Raw genomic sequence first — 18,210 nt, 5'->3', positions numbered from 1 at the left:
GTTACCTCGATGCGCGTTGTCAATAGATCATCCGCTTACCGCCGTCCCCGGAAGGTCCGGCGCAAATCCCCGACCCACTGACCGGGAATCTCCCAAGGGATAAAGTGCCCGCCTTCTTCGTGAGCGGTGACATTGACGAGATTGTACCAGGCGGCGCGCTCGCTTTTGAGAAAATGCTCCACGCGGTTTTCGGTCGTAACGCCCGGCGGATTTTCGTAGCCGACCAAGGTGAGGCCGGCCGGAGCTTCCACAACAGGCCAACGGTCATGGGAAGGCGTCCATGGATACCGGTTGGCATTGGCATAAAAACGAACCGCCGTTTCGATGGCGTTGTTCGCCCAGTAAATGGTGGCGTGTGTAAGTAGCTCGTCTTTGGAGAAAACATTTTCCACGTTACCCTTGTTGTCGCTCCAATTCGCCCAGCGCTCCAAAATCCAGGCGAGCAGACCCACCGGCGAGTCGCTCAGTCCGTAAGCAAGCGTGGCCGGGTCCAGCACATGCACGGCGAGGTGCGATGCAAAACGCCGGTCCATTTTTACGATTCCCGCACGAATGTCGTCCGGGACGTTCTGGGGTATCGGCTGGCCGCCGGAGAGATCCCAGGCGCGGTCTCCGGTGAACAGGCTCAGTTTTTGGCCGGAGCCGATATGAATGGCATAAAGCGCATCCGCGTATTTATGGCCCAATTGCCCGGTGACGAGCGCTCCGACATCACAGCCGGCCGCCGCGTATTTCTTGTATCCGAGCACGTCGGTCATTAGGGTATGCCAGAGATCGGCCGTTTTCCAAAAGTTCATATCCGGCTGATCGGGAAGCGGCGTCGAGAAGCTAAACCCCGGCAGCGAAGGCACAATGACATCAAAGGCGTCGGCCGGATCGCCGCCGAAGGCGCCCGGATCGGCGAGCGGATCGATCACCCTGGACCAATGCCAGAACGTCCAGGGCCAGCCGTGCGACAGAATCAGCGGAATCGGCTTGGGCCCGACACCCGGCTTCCGCATGAAATGGACAGGAACTCCCGCCACCTCGACCTTGTAATGCTCGTAGGCGTTGATCGCCTTTTCGGCTTTCCGCCAATCATACTTGTGAAGCCAATAGGCGGCGAGTTCCTCCAGATAGCTGCGGTTGACACCGTAAAACCAGTCCTCATTGCCGGTGCCGCCAGGCCAGCGGACCGCCTCCAGCCGGCGCTTCAGGTCGGCAAGCAGCTCGTCGGTTACATGGATGGGACGGGGGCAAAGCTTGAAAGGGACATCGGTTTCCATACGCTTTCCTTCCTCCTGTCGGATTCGACATGCGCGGTTAAAAGCACATTCGGGATCGGTACTCCCTTAGAGACCGTGCGGGAGCGCCTAGGAACGGCTTCCCAATTCGGCCAGCCGTCTCAAGGCGGGGACGGCGGCGGCCAAGGCTCCTTTTTCCTCCGGCGTGAGCTCCTCCGCGTACTTAGAAAGCTGCGCGATGCGGTCCAGTCTCCGCGAATCGATCACCTGCACCCCCGCGGCGGTAATGTGCACGAGCACCACCCGGCCGTCGCCCGGATCGGGCTTCCGCTCAACGAGGCCGTCCCGTTCAAGCCGGGAAACCAGCTGCGTGATCGCCGGCTGCGTCACCTGCTCATTCGCGGTCAGCTCGGTCAGCCGCATCGGGCTTTTGCGGGACAAGGTATGCAGCACGGAGAGCGTCGTAAAACTCAGTTTTTCGACCGCCGGCAGCCGAATGATGATCCTCGTCAAGTCCTCCAGCGCAAGCGCAAACGCTTCTACATTCAACTTGTTTGATTCGTTTTTAGGTTCCATGCTTCATTTATATCATACACTTATATAAATTTCTAATGTAAATTCGAACACGAAGCTCGTCAAAGAGACAGTCATTTCGTCCGGCGGCAATTTGCACTTCCTTTTGTAGGTACCCTGCCTGACGCACGTCCCTCCTTTTATCATTTGAATATCCAATTCAAACGCACCTTTTAACCGTATAGATGAATGACTGTGACATATGAGAGTTTGCGACTTTAATGTTCTAATGTAGATTAGTAAAATTATGTGGGACAAAAAATATTGGTGTAACAAAAAGGTATATCGGGAGGTAGTTTTTTGATAAATCGGGAAGAAATATTTACTTATGTAAAGGAAAAGTTTTGCACCGAGCCGGACTACCCTTGGTTCAAGTATCCTGAGTATGCAGTATTAAGACACAGCAAGAATGGCAAGTGGTATGGCGTGATTATGAATGTGCCGAGAATCAAATTAGGTTTACCAGGGGAAGGAAGGGTCGATGTCCTGAACTTGAAGTGCGGCCCGGAATTAAATAGTTTATTAAGGAATCAACAAGGAGTTTTGCCCGCCTACCATATGAATAAGGAACATTGGATTACCATTGTTTTGGATAGTCCTTTTCCTAAAGCGGAAATCTACGATTTAATGAATTTGAGCTACAACTTAACAAAATAAAATATAAGCTTTTCACAAAAGCTCAGTTGAAGATATCTTCGATGCCAAATAAGCCCGCTTGTTTAACGGCAATCCATTTGATCGTTTGGATGACTCCCTGGGAAAAACCCTCGCGGGAATAAATCTTGTGGGCCAGTTCAATCCTTTCGTTGTCGGCCGTTGTGAACGTCACACTGTGTTCTCCAATTATGTTGCCTGCTCTCACACTATGGATCGTGACTGAACGGTCGATTCCTGATTCCCTGATAACCTTTGCCATTTCGCTTGCGGTGCCGCTCGGTTTGTCTCTTTTCAGCTTGTGATGGGATTCGACGATATCGATGTCGGCGGTTCCGCCGAATTCCAGAGCGGCCTGTTTCACTAATTTGAGGAATTTATATACGCCAATACTGAAATTGGGGCATACCACAACGGGAATGGAGGATGCAAGCATAGAAAGCTTTTGCAGCTCGTTTTCATTAAAACCCGTCGTTGCAATGATAAGCGGTTTATTGGCAAGACGGTAGGCGTCGTAATTCTTCATCAGTGCTTCGGCATTGGAGCAGTCCACATACAAATCACATTTCTCTATGGTCTCGGGAATCTGGTCTTGAATGAGAAGGCCGGTGGGACCGGCATCAAGCAGTGCGCCCATGTCTTTTCCCACGAAGGAGTTGGTTTTTCGGGCGATAACCGCACCGATTGCGATGTCCCTTTGCTCCTTTAACAGTTTTATAATCTCCGTTCCAAGCTTCCCTGTTCCGCCGACAATTCCGACTCTGATCATGACGCCCCTCCAGCTAGTTATGGAATGTAATCGAACCCTCTTCCCTTCATTAAAACCTTGCGGTGTCCCTAAGTAAAGGAAAACTCTCCCCCCGCTTAATGGTCACCATTTCTTCACAAACCACCGCATTTTGCCGATATTAATTTATTGCATAAAAAACTTAAAAACAGACACGATGATCTCGAACCGGGGAGCACACAGCATGACACCACAAATCGTTCACTACAACGGCTGGATCATCGGGCTATCGTTCGTTATCGCCGTTTTTGCTTCTTACTCCGCCCTTGTAGCGGCAAGCAAGATTTATCGTGCGGAAGGAAGGATTCGGGCGTTCTGGCTGGCGGCGGGGTCTTTTGCCATGGGCAGCGGCATCTGGGCGATGCACTTTGTCGGCATGCTGGCCATGCATACGAATTTCCATATCGTTTACAACCCTTGGCTTACCGTTCTATCCGGGTTTGCAAGTATTTTTTCCTCTTTTGTCGCCTTCCGCGCCGCATTGCGGGAGGAGGTCCGCTTTAAGGAAACCGTACAAGGCGGGTTCTGCATGGGGACCGGCATCGTTGCGATGCACTACATCGGAATGGCCGCCATGGAAACCCATGCAGTCGTTTCTTACTCCCCTTATTGGGTGGCGCTCTCCATTCTTGTTGCCTTTGCCGCCTCATACGCAGCCCTTTACTTGTTCCGTCACTTTCGGTTCAAAGCCGATTTCAGCATGTGGAAGCTGATCAGCTCAATTGTCATGGGCGTTGCCGTTTCCGGGATGCATTATGCCGGCATGGCCGCGTCGCGGTTTCAGATCCCCGCCTCCCAGGTGCAGGACGTACATGCGGAATCCGCTCCTCTTCTCCTGATCGGCGTTGCCGCAGCCGCGCTGCTGATCGTCGCAACCTTGATCGGCGCCATTTTCTTCGACCGACATGTGCTGGAACGGATGGCTTACCACGATGCCTTGACCTCCCTGCCCAACCGCAACGGGCTGAAGCGTTACTTTTTGCAGCATTTTTCGCGCGGCCAGCACGGGGCGGTTTTTTTTATCGACCTGGACCGCTTCAAAACCGTAAATGATACGCTGGGGCACGATATCGGGGACCTGCTTCTTCATCAGGTGGCGGCCCGGTTATTCGATGCGATTCGGACGGAGGAAAAAGCAGAGCTGTTCCGGTTGGGCGGCGATGAATTCCTGCTGGCTTATGCCGAGGCCTCTTTGCCCAAAACGGAGGCGCTTGCGGAGCGTCTGCTGAAAACGTTCAAACAGCCTTTTTACGTAAACGAAAATGTATTGTACATGACGGCCAGCATCGGAATCAGCCTGTCACCCGACCACGGAACGGAAAAATCGTCTTTGATGAAGACATCCGATACCGCCTTATACCAGGCAAAAGCGCTGGGGAAAAATCGCTACTGTTTCTATGAGGAAGCCATGCAGCGGGATCAGTTCCGTCGTCTGTCGCTGGAGCGCGATCTTCGGAAAGCCCACGCGGAGCATCAATTTTTCCTGGTTTACCAGCCCAAGTGGGATTCCGTGGCCGACCGTTTGTCCGGCTTGGAAGCCCTTCTCCGATGGAAGCATCCCGAGCTGGGCGTCATCTCTCCGGCGGAATTCATCCCGATTGCGGAGGAATCCGGCCTGATCATTCCGATGACGGAGTGGGTTATCGACGAAGCGTGCCGGCAAAACAAAGCCTGGCGGGAGTCGGGCATCGCCGCCGTGCCGGTTTCGGTTAACCTGTCGATGCGTTTGTTTGAGAACGGGCAGTTGGCGGAGACCCTGCGGGCCGCCTTGACCCGGTCCGGTCTGGCCGGCGCCTGCCTCGAGATTGAAATCACGGAATCGATCGCCATGACCACTTCCAGTGATGTGATCGGCCAGCTTCGGCAAATCCGGGCGCTGGGGATTCGTGTCTCGCTGGACGACTTCGGAACCGGGTATTCCTCTCTGGGAATTTTGGACGAGCTGCCTATCAATACGCTGAAAATCGATCAAATTTTTATCCGAAAAAGCGGCATCCGGACAAAACGCGCCATTATCAGCAATATTATCGCCATTGCCCGGAATTTGGAGCTGGAGGTGGTCGCCGAAGGGGTGGAAACCAGGGAGCAAGTCGAGTTTCTCCAGGCCCGCGGCTGCCGCCTCGTGCAAGGCTACTACTACAGCAAACCGATGCCTGCCGGAGATATCGCCGGATGGCTGCTTCAACGTGCGGGGGCCGGGACAGCCGGGTAAGGTTTGTGAGCAGCAGGTTATTGCTAAACTCACATATGATAAAAGGATTACTATAAAGATTCAGTATAAGTTGCCATCCGCCAAATAGCAGAAAGAACAAACAGCAGCCGTTTCCTAACGGACTGCTGTTTCTTTAAACTATCATTTTAACGGGCTGCAGGCCGTTCGTCTTTCCTTATCCCGTTTTGGCCGCCTTCAGCTTGGTCAATTCGGCTTGAACCTCCTCCTGCTCGGCCCATTTCGCCCCTTCCTGCAAGTGTTAGGGGTAGAACGGCCCAACGTCTGCTATTAACCAGCCGTTGCCGTATCCCTCTTGTCCGTTGTTGTATCGCTCTCCGCCGCCGTCGTGCCGGTCTTCTCCGTTTTCGGACCGTGCCCGCGGTGATCGCCTTTGCCTGAGTGGGTCGCATTTACGATCCCGGAGGCTTTATCGGCCAGGTCGGCCGCTTTTGCATCGTATTGCGCCTGCGTCAGTTTTCCATCGGTCAATTGCTGGTCAAGCTTCGAACGCAGTTGCTGGGTTACGAGATCGGTGACCTTTTGCAGGTCCACGCCTTTCTCACCCGCCAGAGCCGAGAGCGATTTCCCGGCTTTCAGCTCCGTCCGGATTTCGTCCTTCGTCACGCCGAGCAGCGCCGCAAAGGCGTCCATATCGAGCTTTCCCCGATTCCCGTGGTGACCGCCCCGGCTGGCGGTGCTTTGCTCGGCCGATGGCGATGCAGCGGCAGCCGCGGTCGTGCTGGAGGCGGCGTAGACGTGTCCGCCGAGCAGGGCGCCTCCTCCCAACGTAACGGCCAGGGCCAGGGCGCTTGCGGCGAGCATCTTTTTGTTGCTTTTCATTGGAATTCCTCCTCGTATTTAAAAAAGATAGGGGTTTGCGGAACGGCATTTATCCCAACCGGGATCTTCTTTCCAAGCTTGGCGACGCAGCGTAACCGGGCGGCCTCACTCCCTTTCGCGGGCCGAGATCGCTCTCTTCCCTTGATGCTTGCAGTTTAATCCGCCAACCTTTAGCGAAACTGAAACCGCCCGGGAATCGAAAGGGCAAAAAAAGACCCCGGCCTAAAGCCAGAGTCTAATCAACTAGAGTTTTCTCAAATTATGGAGCCCATTTGCATGTACCGCGTCCGTCAGACGGCGGGACCAAACCAGGTTTCCAGCACCCGGCCGATCTCGGCGGGATACACCGGTTTGCTGATAAAATCCTGCATGCCCGCTTCGCGGCAGGCTTCCCGGTCTTTCTCGCCGGCAAATGCCGTAACGGCTGCAATAACGGGTTTATTCGGAGCCGGAAGCTCCAGGATCGCTCGCGCCGCTTCATATCCGTTCAGCTCCGGCATCTGAATATCCATCAAAATGAGATCAAATTCCTCGGCTTGGGCGGCCCGTACCGCTTCCGCCCCATTTTCGGCCAGCACGGCCCGGCACCCGAATTTCCCCAACACGCGTGCCAGCAAGATCCGGTTGATCTCGTTGTCGTCCGCCACCAGGATACGCAGGGCTCCGTATGAAGCGGACGGGGTCCATCTTCCCGCCCTGGCTGGCTGCGCGCCCACCGGGGGCACCGCCGAAGGGTGTCCTTCGGCAGAGGCCTTCATCAGCGGGTGTTCCTCTTCTGCGGAATGGAAAGGGAGCGTAAAGAAAAAGACGGACCCTTTTCCCTCCAGACTCTCCGCGGATATGGTACCTCCCATCAACTCCACCAGGTTTTTGCAAATCGCCAGACCCAGCCCTGTACCGCCGTATTTCCGGTTGATCGAAGGATGGATCTGGGAAAAAGATTGAAACAGCCGGTCCATTTTGTCGGCCGGAATCCCGATGCCGGTATCCATCACCCGGAAAGTGAAGCTGCATCCTTTCGGATTTACGCCTTCCGGCTCTACTTCCACTTGTACCGTAACGGCACCTTTTTCCGTAAACTTGACCGCATTCCCGACCAGATTGACCAGCACCTGTCTGAGCCGTCCCTCATCCCCCATGATGATGTCCGGAACATGCCCGGAAACGGCATCCGCCAGCCTGATTCCTTTCTCGGCGGCACGCGGACCGAACAGCTCAAGAACGCTGCCGACAACTTCGCGAACGGACAGGGGCTCGTTCTCCAGCTCCATTTTGCCTGCTTCCAGCTTGCTGAAATCCAGAATTTCGTTCAAAATCCGCAGCAGCGTCTCGCTGCTTGCCAGGATGGTTTCCACGTAGCTGCGCTGCTCCTGATCGAGGGAAGTGGTGGCAAGCAGATCCGTCATTCCCATGATCCCGTTCATCGGGGTGCGGATTTCATGGCTCATAATGGCGATAAACTCCGACTTTGCCTGATCCGCCCGCTCCGCGGACTCCTTGGCCCGGAGAATTTCGCGCTCGCCCGTTATGTCCCGGAAAACCACAACCGCTCCCTTAAACCGGTCGTTATCGACAAGCGGAGTGATCTGGTATTCGGCAAGCAGGCTGGAGCCGTCTTTGCGCCACAGAACCGCTTCGCTCTGGCGGTATACGCTGCCGGTGCGGATGGCCTGCATCACTTCCGTTTCCGTTTTGGCGTACATCGTATTTTCCGGCGTGAACAAGCCTAAAAGCTCCTGATAGGAGCTTCCGATCAGTTCCTTCGGGTTGCAGTTTAGAATATCCGCCCCGGAAGGATTGACGAACATAATCCGCCCATCGGTATCCAGCCCGATGATCCCTTCCGATACGGCGTTCAGAATCAGCGTGTACTCGCCGCTCAGCTTCTCGATTTGCTCCATGTACCGGGTCCGCTCGGTGATGTCTTGGGAGATCCCGTAAACGCCCACGACCTCGCCGTCCACCACGATCGGGATGTTGGTCGAGATGATTTCGACCGGGTGCCCGTCCTTGTGAATGATCGTCAGATCGTAGCTTTGCGGCTCCCCTTGCGCAGCCAGATTGAAGTTGTGCAGGGTCTTCCCCAAATCATTCTCATGCACGATGGGAGCCCAATCCATGCCGATCAATTCTTCCAGCGTATAGCCGGTCAGCTTCTCCAGATTAGGGTTCGCCGTCTCATATTCGCCAGTCAGCTTCATGGAATAAACGGCGTTGGGATTATGATCGAACAGCGACTGATAGCGCTGGCGGCTTTCCTGAAGCAGGCGGTCGGCCTCCCGCCGGGCGGTAATGTCGCGGGAAACGGAGATCAGCCCTTCCACCCGGCCCGTCTCGTCCAGTATCAGCCGGCTTGCCGTTTCCACCCAGACGTAGCCCCCGTCTTTACGGAGAAGCCGGCAGATCAATTTCTCGTCCATTCCCTGGCTTCTGCGAACGAGAAATTCCCGCACGTTGTCCCCATCCTCGGGATGGACCAGTTCAAAAGCGCCGCGGCCGATCATCTCTTCCGGCTGATAGCCCAACAAGGCAATGCACGCGGGTGAGGCATAAACAATCGTCAACGGCTCGTCCATGATATGACGGCTGATCATGTCCTCCGACGCTTCCGCAATGAGGCGAAACCGGGCTTCGCTTTCCCGGAGCCGTTCTTGCTCCCCGTAAAGCTCGGTCCGGTCCTGGCACACGCCGGCGATCCGGACCGGCCTGCCGTCCAAGTCCTTGTGGATCTCCCAAGCCGTGTAAATCGTCCGAAGGCTGCCGTCCGGCAGCTCCACGCGATAAAGGATGGAACCGTCCTCCGGGTTGGCCCGCAAGTTGGAAAAACAGAGGCCCGTTTTCTCTTTGTCCTCTTCATAAATAAGCGCAAGAACGGCTTCCGCCGAGAAAGCAGCCGTTCCCGTGGGATCGCCGAAAAGCTTCCGGAGCTCTTCGGAATGGGTTAGTTCTCCCGCTCGGACGTCCCATTCCCACCAGCCGCTTTTCGCCAGCCTCCGGGCCATGCGCCCGCAAACGGCTTGTTTCCTTGCCTCGGACACATCTCGCCCAACGGTCATGATCAGACTGCCGCCGGTACCGTCCGGCACCGGGGTTTCACTGAATTCGATCCAAACCTCCCGCCCGTCTTTGTGGCGGACTTTGCGAACGGGAAGCGTTCCCGGCAAAGGCTCCCCTGCTTTTCCATCGACGTCGACAGGCTCGATCCCTTCGATGTCGGAGCGGTCTTTTCCGATCAATTCCTCTTTCGTATATCCTAAAATCTCACGGCAGGAGAAAGAGACGTCCACCACGCCCCCATCCGTCCCGTAAAAAACGACTAATTCTTTGCAGCTTCTCAGCCATGCCTCGGCCCAACCGATGCTCCGTTCTCCGGCGTTCAGACTCATGTTCCGCTCCGTCCCCCCTTTTCGTTCCACATGTTCGTCTCGGTGACCCATTTATTTTAGCAGAATGAATCGATAGTCCCAATGGAGAATACTTGGGTGAACAGATAAAAGTTTATAAAGCTCGCTTGCCTGTGAAACTTGCGCAAACCGCCCGGTTAATCAAGAAAAAGCCCCCGTTCATGCTCCGGAGACTTTTGATGTGAGGGTAACCATAGTTATTTACCCCGCTAGTTTGCTTTTGCCACCTGTTCCGCGCAACTTTTTATCGTCCGATCGGATCCAACCCGGAATGCGGATTGGTACGTGCTAAAAGGATGGAAGGCGGGCCCTTGAAATAAGGTATCCGCCCTCCTATAAGCACACCGGCGCTGCATCACCGTGCCGCTGCCGCCTTCTCCCCCTGCTGAAGCTGGTACATCTGATAGTACCGGCCGCCGCGGCGCATGAGCGTATCATGATTGCCCCGCTCCACGATTCGCCCGCGGTCCAGCACGAGGATCTGGTCGGCGTTTTTGATCGTCGACAGCCGGTGCGCGATGATGAACGTCGTGCGCCCCTTCTTCACAACCTCGAGCGCGCTCTGGATGACGGCCTCTGTCTCCGTATCGATGTTGGAGGTTGCTTCGTCGAGAATCAGAATCGCCGGGTCGAAGGCAAGCGCCCGCGCGAACGAGATCAGCTGCCGCTGTCCGGCCGACAGCGTGCTGCCCTTCTCGATCACCGGCTCATCGAGCCCGTGCCGCAAGCCGGCAAGCAGCCGGCCGCCGCCCACGTCGGCCAGCGCCCGCTCGATCTGCTCCCGCGTCACCTTCGGATCGTTCAAGGAGACGTTCGAGGCAATCGTGCCGGTGAACAGAAACGGGTCCTGCAGCACGATGCCCATATGCCGGCGCATCGTCTGGCGGGGCATGTCGCGCACGTCGATGCCGTCGATCGTCACGCGCCCGCTGCCGACATCATAGAAGCGGAACAGCAGATTGATGATCGAGCTTTTGCCCGACCCCGTATGGCCGACAAGCGCAACGGTCTCGCCCTTCTTCGCCTCGAACGAGATGCCCTTCAGCACATCCTCGCCTTCCTTGTAGGCGAACCAAACGTCCTCGAAGGTTACGTCGCCGCGGTAGCGCGGAATTTCTTCATCCGACACATCCTCGCCCTTCTCATCGAGCACGACAAACACCCGCTCCGCGGAGACAAGCGCCGTCTCCAGATTCGGCAGCTGGTTGACGATGCCGACGATCGGATTAAACAGCCGGTTCAAATAGTCAACGAACGCGTACAGCACCCCCAGCGTGACAAACCCCTCCGGCCCGGCAAGCGAGCCTGCGCCGAAGTACCAGATCATGGCGACGAACACCCCGTTCCGGAGAATGTTCACCAGGTTGTGCCCCGTCAGCGAGTTCAGGATCAGCAGCTTCCTTTTATAAAGATAATTCTTTGCGTTGTAAGCCTCAAATTCTTCCTCCATCTTGCGCTCCTTGCGGAACGCGCGGATGACGGACATGCCCTGGATCGACTCGTTGATCCGGCCGTTGATTTCGCTCAGCGTTCCGCGTATCACGCGGTTGTAACGCTTTGCGAACTTGCCGTACACCCACACCCACAGCACCAGCAAAGGCAGGATAAAAAGACAGATGGCCGCCAGCTTGACGTCCAGCAGGAACAGCGCCGCAAAGATGCCCGCCATGTTAATCAACCCGGTAAAAAAGTTTGCCAGCACCGTCACGTACAGCTCCCGGATCGACTCGGTATCGTTCGTAATCCGGGAAACGACCTTGCCTGCCGGCAGGTTGTCAAAGAACCGGACCGGCAGCCGGTTCATCTGCCTGAACACATCGTTCCGCATCCGGCGGATAATCCGGTTGGCCGACGCCTGCAAATAATAACGCTGCCCGTATGAGAAAAGGGCCGACAAGATGATAAGGCCGACATAAAAAAAGCAAAGCCGGATGAGTCCGCCGAGCTCGGGGTGAAAGAAACGGTACAATTCGTCGCGGCTCAGCTTGACCCCGCCGTAAACGGCCGTCTCTTCCCCGCGTGTGACGACGATGGGCTCGAGCTCGCGCACCGAGCCGTCGGCGCCGGCGCTCGTTGCCGCCGCCAGCCGCTTGCGTTCCGCCGCGCCGCCGACTTCGCGAACGCCGTCGAGCTCCATCGCTTCCGGCACAAAATAGTAGTCGCGGCCCACCTGCACGATGCGCACTTCGCCGCCCTTTGCTTCGCCCTCGGCGAACCGGTCGCTCCGCTTGTAGGCTTCGCCCCGGAAAGCAACCGCAAACCGGTCGTCCGCTGACGGCTCCCCGGCCCGATGCCAGGACCGCTCGATGCCGCTGATATGCTCATCGATCAGGTGCTTGGCGATCAGCGGTCCCGCCAGATCCGTGCCGACCGCCACGGCCAGCATCAAGAGCGCGGCGATGAGCTGCGCCTTTGCCTGCAGCGCGTAGCGGAACAGCCGCTTGATCGTCGCGCTTTTGTTGGCGGCGCCTTTGTCAATATCCAGATCGTATAACTCCTGATCCTTCTCTTGGCTCATGTCTGCTCACCGTCCCCGGTTCCGCCAGCCTGCTCCATTTGCTGGCGTTCATACTGCTGCTTATACCATCCGCCAAGCTTCATCAGCTCGTCATGCGTGCCGCGCTCCGCGATCCGTCCGTCCTCCAGGACAAGGATCATATCCGCGTGCTGCACGGCCGACAAGCGATGCGTTGCGATCAGCGTGGTTTTGCCCGCGCGTTCCGTGCGGATGTTGCCGACGATTTCGGCTTCCGTCCGCGCATCAACCGCCGACATCGCATCGTCGAGCATCAGAATCTCCGGATCGGCGATCATGGCCCGCGCAATGGAAACCCGCTGCTTCTGTCCGCCGGACAGCGCCACTCCCTTTTCGCCGACCAGCGTTTGCAGCCCGTCCGGCAGGAAGTCGAGGTCTTTCCGGAAGGCCGAAGCGGAAATGGCCTGCTCCAGCTCCCCGGGACCCGAATCGTCGCGGCCGAATTTAATGTTTTCTTTCCACCGACCGCGAGAACAAAAACTGCTCCTGCGGCACGTAGCCGTACCAGCCCTTCAGCTGATCCATGTCCAGCTTCTCAATCGGCACGCCCGCAATGGAGATCGTTCCTTTTCCCGGCGGATATTCGCGCAGCAGCTGCCGGATCAGCGTCGTCTTGCCGCTTCCGGTCCGTCCGACGATGCCCAGCGTCTGCCCGTGCTCCAGCTCAAACGACAGGTCGGTCAGATTATCCGCCTGCGCGGAAGGATACTTGAAGGTAACACGGTCGAACACGATCCGGCCCGGCCCTTCCGCGAGAACCGCTTCTTCCTTCGCGGGGTCCGGCACATCCGGTTTATGGCCCAGCGTTTCGCGCACGCGATCGATCGAGGCGTTGCCCCGCTGCATGATGTTGATCATCTCGCCGATCGCGAACATCGGCCAAATCAGCATGCCAAGGTACACGTTGAACGAGACGAGCGCTCCGATTGTCAGCTCGCTGTGGTAAACGAGATAAGCGCCGTAGCCCAGGCCAAGCAGGTAGCTGGTTCCGACGAAGATTTTTATGGTCGGCTCAAAAAAAGCGTCGATTTTGACGACGGCAATGTTTTTGTTCAAAACGTCTTCCGTTACGTCCGCAAAATTTTTCTCGGCCGAACGCTCCTGCACATAAGCGCGAATGACCCGAGTGCCGGAGATCGTCTCGAGCACGCCGTCATTCATGGCGCCGAACGCATCCTGCGCGTCCGTAAACCGTTTGTGAATCCACTTGCCGTACAGGCTGACCAGAATGGCCATAAGCGGCAGCGGCAGCACCGCCACCAGCGTCAGCTTCCACGAGACGAACACGGTCATCGTGACGAGTAGCGTCAGCATCCACAGCGTCGAATCAATGAACGTCAGGATGCCGAAGCCGGCGGTCGTGCTGATCGCCTGCAAGTCATTGGTAGCCCGGGCCATCAGGTCGCCGGTCCGGTTGCGCTCGTAGAAAGGCGGGGTCATTTTCAAAAAATGCCGCATCAGCTGCGAACGCATGAGCCGCTCGACGACAAACGAACCGCCGAACAGCTGGTACATCCAGATAAAACTAATGATGTAGACCGTAAGGGTAATGCCGGCCAATTGGGCCAGAGTGACCGTCAGCGAGTCCCAACTCAGCTTGCCGAGGTGAATCGCGTCAATCGTCTTGCCGACCATCATCGGCGGAAGCACTTCAATCATGCCGCAGACAACAAGCAGAAAGATAGCCGTGATGTACCGTTTTTTCTCCTGTTTAAAGAACCAGCCCAGCTTGCCCAGAACCGCTAACATGGGGAACTCCCTCTCCTCTCTCTGCCCGGAAAAACAAAAGCCCGCCGCCATGGACGGTGAGCTGAATGACCCGATCTTATAATGAACAAACAGCAAAGCCAGAATAGCATACCGGTTGCCCGATTCCAATCCCTGTGAACAGGAGAATTTGATTTCAATTGTTTTGGGTCGAAGCTCGGTCCGTTTCCAGAGGGCATTTCATAAGTTCGGCCGCCCCGTCGAATGCGAGGATATCGGGACGTCGCCGATGCTGGCATTATTCTGTAATTAACCCTAATTTCTTTAAGCGAGATTGAATTCCACCTATTTTTCTTTTATGGATTTCTGCAATCAGTTCTACTTCCATCCCCATATTGAATTCTTGAACAAGTTGATTATCTTCAAATGAGTCCCATTTACTATAGCTGTTTGCTAGTTGGGCATCGTTGCTTCTGAATGAGTTGCCCTGCTTGTGCTTTGTGATCGCAGGTACAGCATGAGTTGATGCACTCCTGTTTTCAGACCCCTTAGTTTCCACGATCTCTTTTTTTGCTTTGGTGTACTTTGTCATTTGCTTATGCATCTTGATAAAGCCCGCAAAGGAGTTCGGAGATTTCGTTAAGCAAAAGGGTGGAATAGTCAGTTTAAGATCATGTTGAAGTATGATACTAGTCGTTTCTCTCCACTCCAACGAAAGTATTTCTCTTATATGCCGATATGCACTCCACGTTAGTGGTTTATCACTTATGTACTGTATTAAACTCTCAGTTTTAAATTTGTCGATATCCGCATAAATGTAATCATTGAGACTCAAGGAATTCTCGATGATCAAGTAACCATACCCAGACTTTAAACAAAACTCCTGCAGGGCTTTCCATTTCATTATATTGCGGTAATTCCCCATATGATTATGGCTTTTAATCTCAACTACTACACCGCGACCGTCTTGCAGCATGACAAAAAAATCGGGATAATATATATAATTCTTGTCTCCTAATGCATATGGAATTTTTAAAGGTTGCTGTACATACTTTGCTATAACATCCAGTTGCTCTAGGTACATACAGAATCGATATTCTAATTGAGATTCGTATTCTACTTCAACCTTGTTCTTTTCACTGTAAAAGCTTCCGGAGTCCCCTTCACCATCATGGTTTACTTGCCGTTTAGGGTGTATTCGTAACCACTCCTCATCATCAATCGTCTTCGTATGAGCAGGCCAAGCTACGTCTGCAAAAAGACGATTGAATATTCGTTGTTGATTTTTATCATATCTTTGCACATCCTTAAAGTTACTTCGAATAGCTTTGATTATTCGCAACGACGATTTCCGTTTTTCTTCCGCTTGATTTCTTGAAAAGCACAGGTGTGTAATTAAATGAGTTATTCTGTAAGCTGGTATTTCAGAGAGACGTAGGGCTATTGTTGCTATGTTACATTCATCGGAGGGATCGCCCGGCTTCACCCATGCTCTAAATAAACTAAGAATGGGCATACAAGAATGGTCAGTGTTCACTAAACGCAGTTGCTGATTTGCTGAAGCTTTCATTCGTCGAACGACTTTCTCCTCTATTTGACGAACTCGCTCTCTGGAAAGATTAAAAATATCCCCCGTCTCTTGTAACGTACGCCACTTCTTATCAAAAACCCCAAAACGATAGGCAACCACAGTGAAATCCCGGTCGGTTTTGGTAACCGCATGCAAGGCTTTCTCCAATCGTTCATAAAAAATCTCTGATATAGTATCTATTTCTTCATATGGCATGATAGATATCCCTTTCTGATGCAAATCATGGAATTCGCACACATTGACGTTTTAAACTATTAAAACCTTTAAAATGATACAAACCAATACAAGTGTATATCAGTATTATTTTAACATATTTTCAGTATACTTGATGAAACAAACAACTATCCAACCGCCAACCTAAGTCCTCAACAAAGCAACCTGAATGTCCTAGTGTAGATTCTATAGTAGACTGTTTTTGATTTCTGTAGAATAATCATTCGTCCATTAAATACTAAAAAAAGTCCCGATTTAATCCATCGGGACTTTATTCCAACCTATCCTTTACGCTTACTCCACCGTAACACTCTTCGCCAAATTCCGTGGTTTATCCACGTCATTGCCGCGCGCCAGCGAGGCGTAGTACGCCAGCAGCTGGAGCGGAACAACCGACAGCGCGGGCGTCAGGATGCCGAGCGTGCGGGGGATGCTGAACAGGCGGTTTACCTGGCTGCTGAAGTCGGTTTGGCCTTCGGCGGCGAAGCCGATGACGTTGGCGCCGCGGGCGGCGACTTCCTGAATGTTGCTGACCGTTTTCTCCAGCAGCTCTTCCTGCGTCGCCAGCGCAATGACCGGAACGTTGTCTTCGATCAGGGCCAGCGTGCCGTGCTTCAGCTCGCCGGAAGCGTAAGCTTCCGAGTGGATGTAGGAGATTTCCTTCAGCTTCAGCGAGCCTTCCAGCGCGACGGCATAGTCGAGGCCGCGGCCGATGAAGAACAGGTCGTCATGCGCGGCCACTTGCTCCGCCAGTTCCTTGACGTCGGCGGCGCGTTCCAGCAGCAGCTCGACCTGCGCCGGCAGCTCTTTCATCGCAGCGATCGTCTCGGCGATCGTTTCCGTCTGCTGCGTTTCCCGCACCTGCGACAGGTACAGGCCGAGCAGGTAAAACGCGATCAGCTGCGTCGTATAGGCTTTGGTCGAGGCCACCGCGATTTCCGGGCCGGCCCACGTCGTAATCACGCTGTCCGCTTCGCGGGCAACCGAGCTGCCGACCACGTTCGTGATCGCCAGCACGCGCGCGCCGCAGCGTTTTGCTTCGCGCAGCGCCGCCAGCGTATCCGCCGTTTCCCCGGATTGGGAAACAACGATGACCAGCGTTTCCGGCGTGATGATCGGCGAGCGGTACCGGTATTCCGAGGCGACGTCCGTTTCCACCGGAATGCGGGCGAGCCGTTCGATTACATTTTTCCCGACCAGGCCCGCATGATACGCCGTTCCGCAAGCAACAATGTGAATGTTGCGGATGCCCTTGATTTCTTCCGCCGTCAGCTTCACTTCGTCCAGCACCACGCGCTTGCCGTCTTCGCTGATCCGGCTGCCCATTGTGTCGCGGTAGGCTTTCGGCTGCTCAAAAATTTCTTTTAGCATAAAGTGGTCAAATCCGGCTTTTTCCGCCGTCACCAGGTCCCAATCGACATGGAATAATTCCCGGGAAATAAAATTCCCCTCCAGCGTCAACAGTTCGACACCATCCCGTGTCAAAACCGCCATCTCGCCGTCGTTCAGAATGTATACGTCGCGCGTATAGTTCAGAATCGCCGGAATATCCGATCCGATGAAGTTTTCGCCTTGACCGACGCCGATGATCAGCGGGCTTGCGTTGCGCACCGCAACCAGTTTATCCGGCTCGTGCTCGGTCAATACGCCCAACGCGTACGCTCCGCGCATCAGCTTGACGGCTTTTTGCACCGCTTCGACCAGGCTGCCCTTGTATTCGCGCGCGATCAGATGGGAGATGACCTCCGTGTCCGTTTCGGAGAGGAACGTATGGCCTTCCGCTTTCAGCTCGTCGCGCAGTGCGGCGTAGTTTTCAATAATGCCGTTGTGGACGACGGAGAACTTCAGCGAGTTGTCCGTATGCGGGTGCGAGTTCACATCCGAAGGCTTGCCGTGCGTTGCCCAACGGGTATGACCGATACCGATCGTGCCTTCCAGCGGGGATTGCGTCAGCTGGGACTCCAGCACCGCCAGTCGGCCTTTGGATTTCTTCACTTCGAGACCGTTCTTCGTGAACACGGCCACGCCGGCGGAATCGTATCCGCGATATTCAAGCTTTTTCAAGCCTTCGATCAAAACATCCTGAGAATTCCGGTTCCCAATATAGCCAACAATACCGCACATAGTGGTTCCTCCTGTATGAGCGCCCTTCGGCGCATGTCAAAGATAGGCCCTCTCTTCGGCCTTCGTGTTTGGGTAATCCCATAAAAAATAAACCGGGTGAAACGATCCGCGAAAAATCCGGTCCCGCCGACCGCCTCTCGTGTAAAAAGGCAATACCAAACGAAGCTGCAATCAGCAGCAAACAAACGGAGACAGCAATCGCTTCTCCAAAAGAACCGGCAAAAAGGTCCATCCGTCAAAAGACAATAGGAAAACAAAGGCTGCGTCTCGCGCAAATGCCCTTGGTCAGGTTCTTCTTTTTGCTGCCTGTTGGAATCTTGTACGCCCGGTCACCCGCGACGCTTTG

Annotated in this window: 10 protein-coding genes and 1 pseudogene; 2 read left to right on the top strand and 9 right to left on the bottom strand. The window is 54.7% G+C overall.

Annotation, left to right across the window (positions count from 1 at the left end):
* Nucleotides 1–35 precede the first annotated feature (35 nt).
* Entirely contained in the window at nt 36–1,265 is a 1,230-nt protein-coding gene (locus AC6I6H_RS12670; RefSeq protein ID WP_497954197.1) for an epoxide hydrolase family protein, read from the bottom strand.
* 87 nt (nt 1,266–1,352) lie between these two features.
* Nucleotides 1,353–1,799, bottom strand: a complete 447-nt coding sequence (locus tag AC6I6H_RS12665; protein WP_497954196.1) for a MarR family winged helix-turn-helix transcriptional regulator — start codon at nt 1,797–1,799, stop codon at nt 1,353–1,355.
* A 297-nt stretch (nt 1,800–2,096) separates the two neighbouring features.
* On the opposite strand from AC6I6H_RS12665, the gene AC6I6H_RS12660 reads away from it, so the two are divergent.
* A complete protein-coding gene (locus tag AC6I6H_RS12660) occupies nt 2,097–2,453 on the top strand; it encodes an MmcQ/YjbR family DNA-binding protein (protein ID WP_497954195.1) in 357 nt (118 codons plus the stop codon).
* A gap of 22 nt (nt 2,454–2,475) precedes the next feature.
* On the opposite strand, the gene dapB is transcribed toward AC6I6H_RS12660, so the two are convergent.
* Nucleotides 2,476–3,219 (bottom strand): 4-hydroxy-tetrahydrodipicolinate reductase, encoded by a 744-nt coding sequence (gene dapB, locus AC6I6H_RS12655; RefSeq protein ID WP_497954194.1) that lies wholly within the window; start codon nt 3,217–3,219, stop codon nt 2,476–2,478.
* 202 nt (nt 3,220–3,421) lie between these two features.
* On the opposite strand from dapB, the gene AC6I6H_RS12650 reads away from it, so the two are divergent.
* Nucleotides 3,422–5,449, top strand: coding sequence for a putative bifunctional diguanylate cyclase/phosphodiesterase (locus tag AC6I6H_RS12650; protein WP_497954192.1), 2,028 nt, complete (start codon nt 3,422–3,424; stop codon nt 5,447–5,449).
* 288 nt (nt 5,450–5,737) lie between these two features.
* On the opposite strand, the gene AC6I6H_RS12645 is transcribed toward AC6I6H_RS12650, so the two are convergent.
* The 6 genes and pseudogenes from AC6I6H_RS12645 to glmS all read right to left on the bottom strand — a co-directional run bounded on the left by AC6I6H_RS12645 (nt 5,738) and on the right by glmS (nt 17,864).
* Entirely contained in the window at nt 5,738–6,289 is a 552-nt protein-coding gene (locus AC6I6H_RS12645) for a hypothetical protein (protein WP_497954191.1), read from the bottom strand.
* A 290-nt stretch (nt 6,290–6,579) separates the two neighbouring features.
* Nucleotides 6,580–9,675, bottom strand: a complete 3,096-nt coding sequence (locus tag AC6I6H_RS12640; RefSeq protein ID WP_497954190.1) for a PAS domain S-box protein — start codon at nt 9,673–9,675, stop codon at nt 6,580–6,582.
* Nucleotides 9,676–10,048: 373 nt separating this feature from the next.
* Nucleotides 10,049–12,211, bottom strand: coding sequence for an ABC transporter ATP-binding protein (locus tag AC6I6H_RS12635; protein WP_497954189.1), 2,163 nt, complete (start codon nt 12,209–12,211; stop codon nt 10,049–10,051).
* Nucleotides 12,208–13,978, bottom strand: a pseudogene (locus tag AC6I6H_RS12630) (ABC transporter ATP-binding protein). The gene AC6I6H_RS12635 and the pseudogene AC6I6H_RS12630 overlap by 4 nt, the downstream one beginning before the upstream one ends.
* 256 nt (nt 13,979–14,234) lie before the next feature.
* Nucleotides 14,235–15,722: a Tn7 transposase TnsA N-terminal domain-containing protein gene (locus AC6I6H_RS12625; protein ID WP_497954188.1), complete on the bottom strand. Its 1,488-nt coding sequence runs from the start codon at nt 15,720–15,722 to the stop codon at nt 14,235–14,237.
* Nucleotides 15,723–16,034: 312 nt separating this feature from the next.
* Nucleotides 16,035–17,864 carry a glutamine--fructose-6-phosphate transaminase (isomerizing) gene (gene glmS, locus AC6I6H_RS12620; protein WP_497954187.1) on the bottom strand — a complete coding sequence of 610 codons (1,830 nt, stop codon included), beginning with the start codon at nt 17,862–17,864 and terminating at the stop codon, nt 16,035–16,037.
* Between the last annotated feature and the right edge of the window lie 346 nt (nt 17,865–18,210).

It is taken from the genome of Gorillibacterium sp. sgz306347 (assembly GCF_059735245.1).
This window is presented reverse-complemented; position numbering and strand designations above follow the sequence as displayed.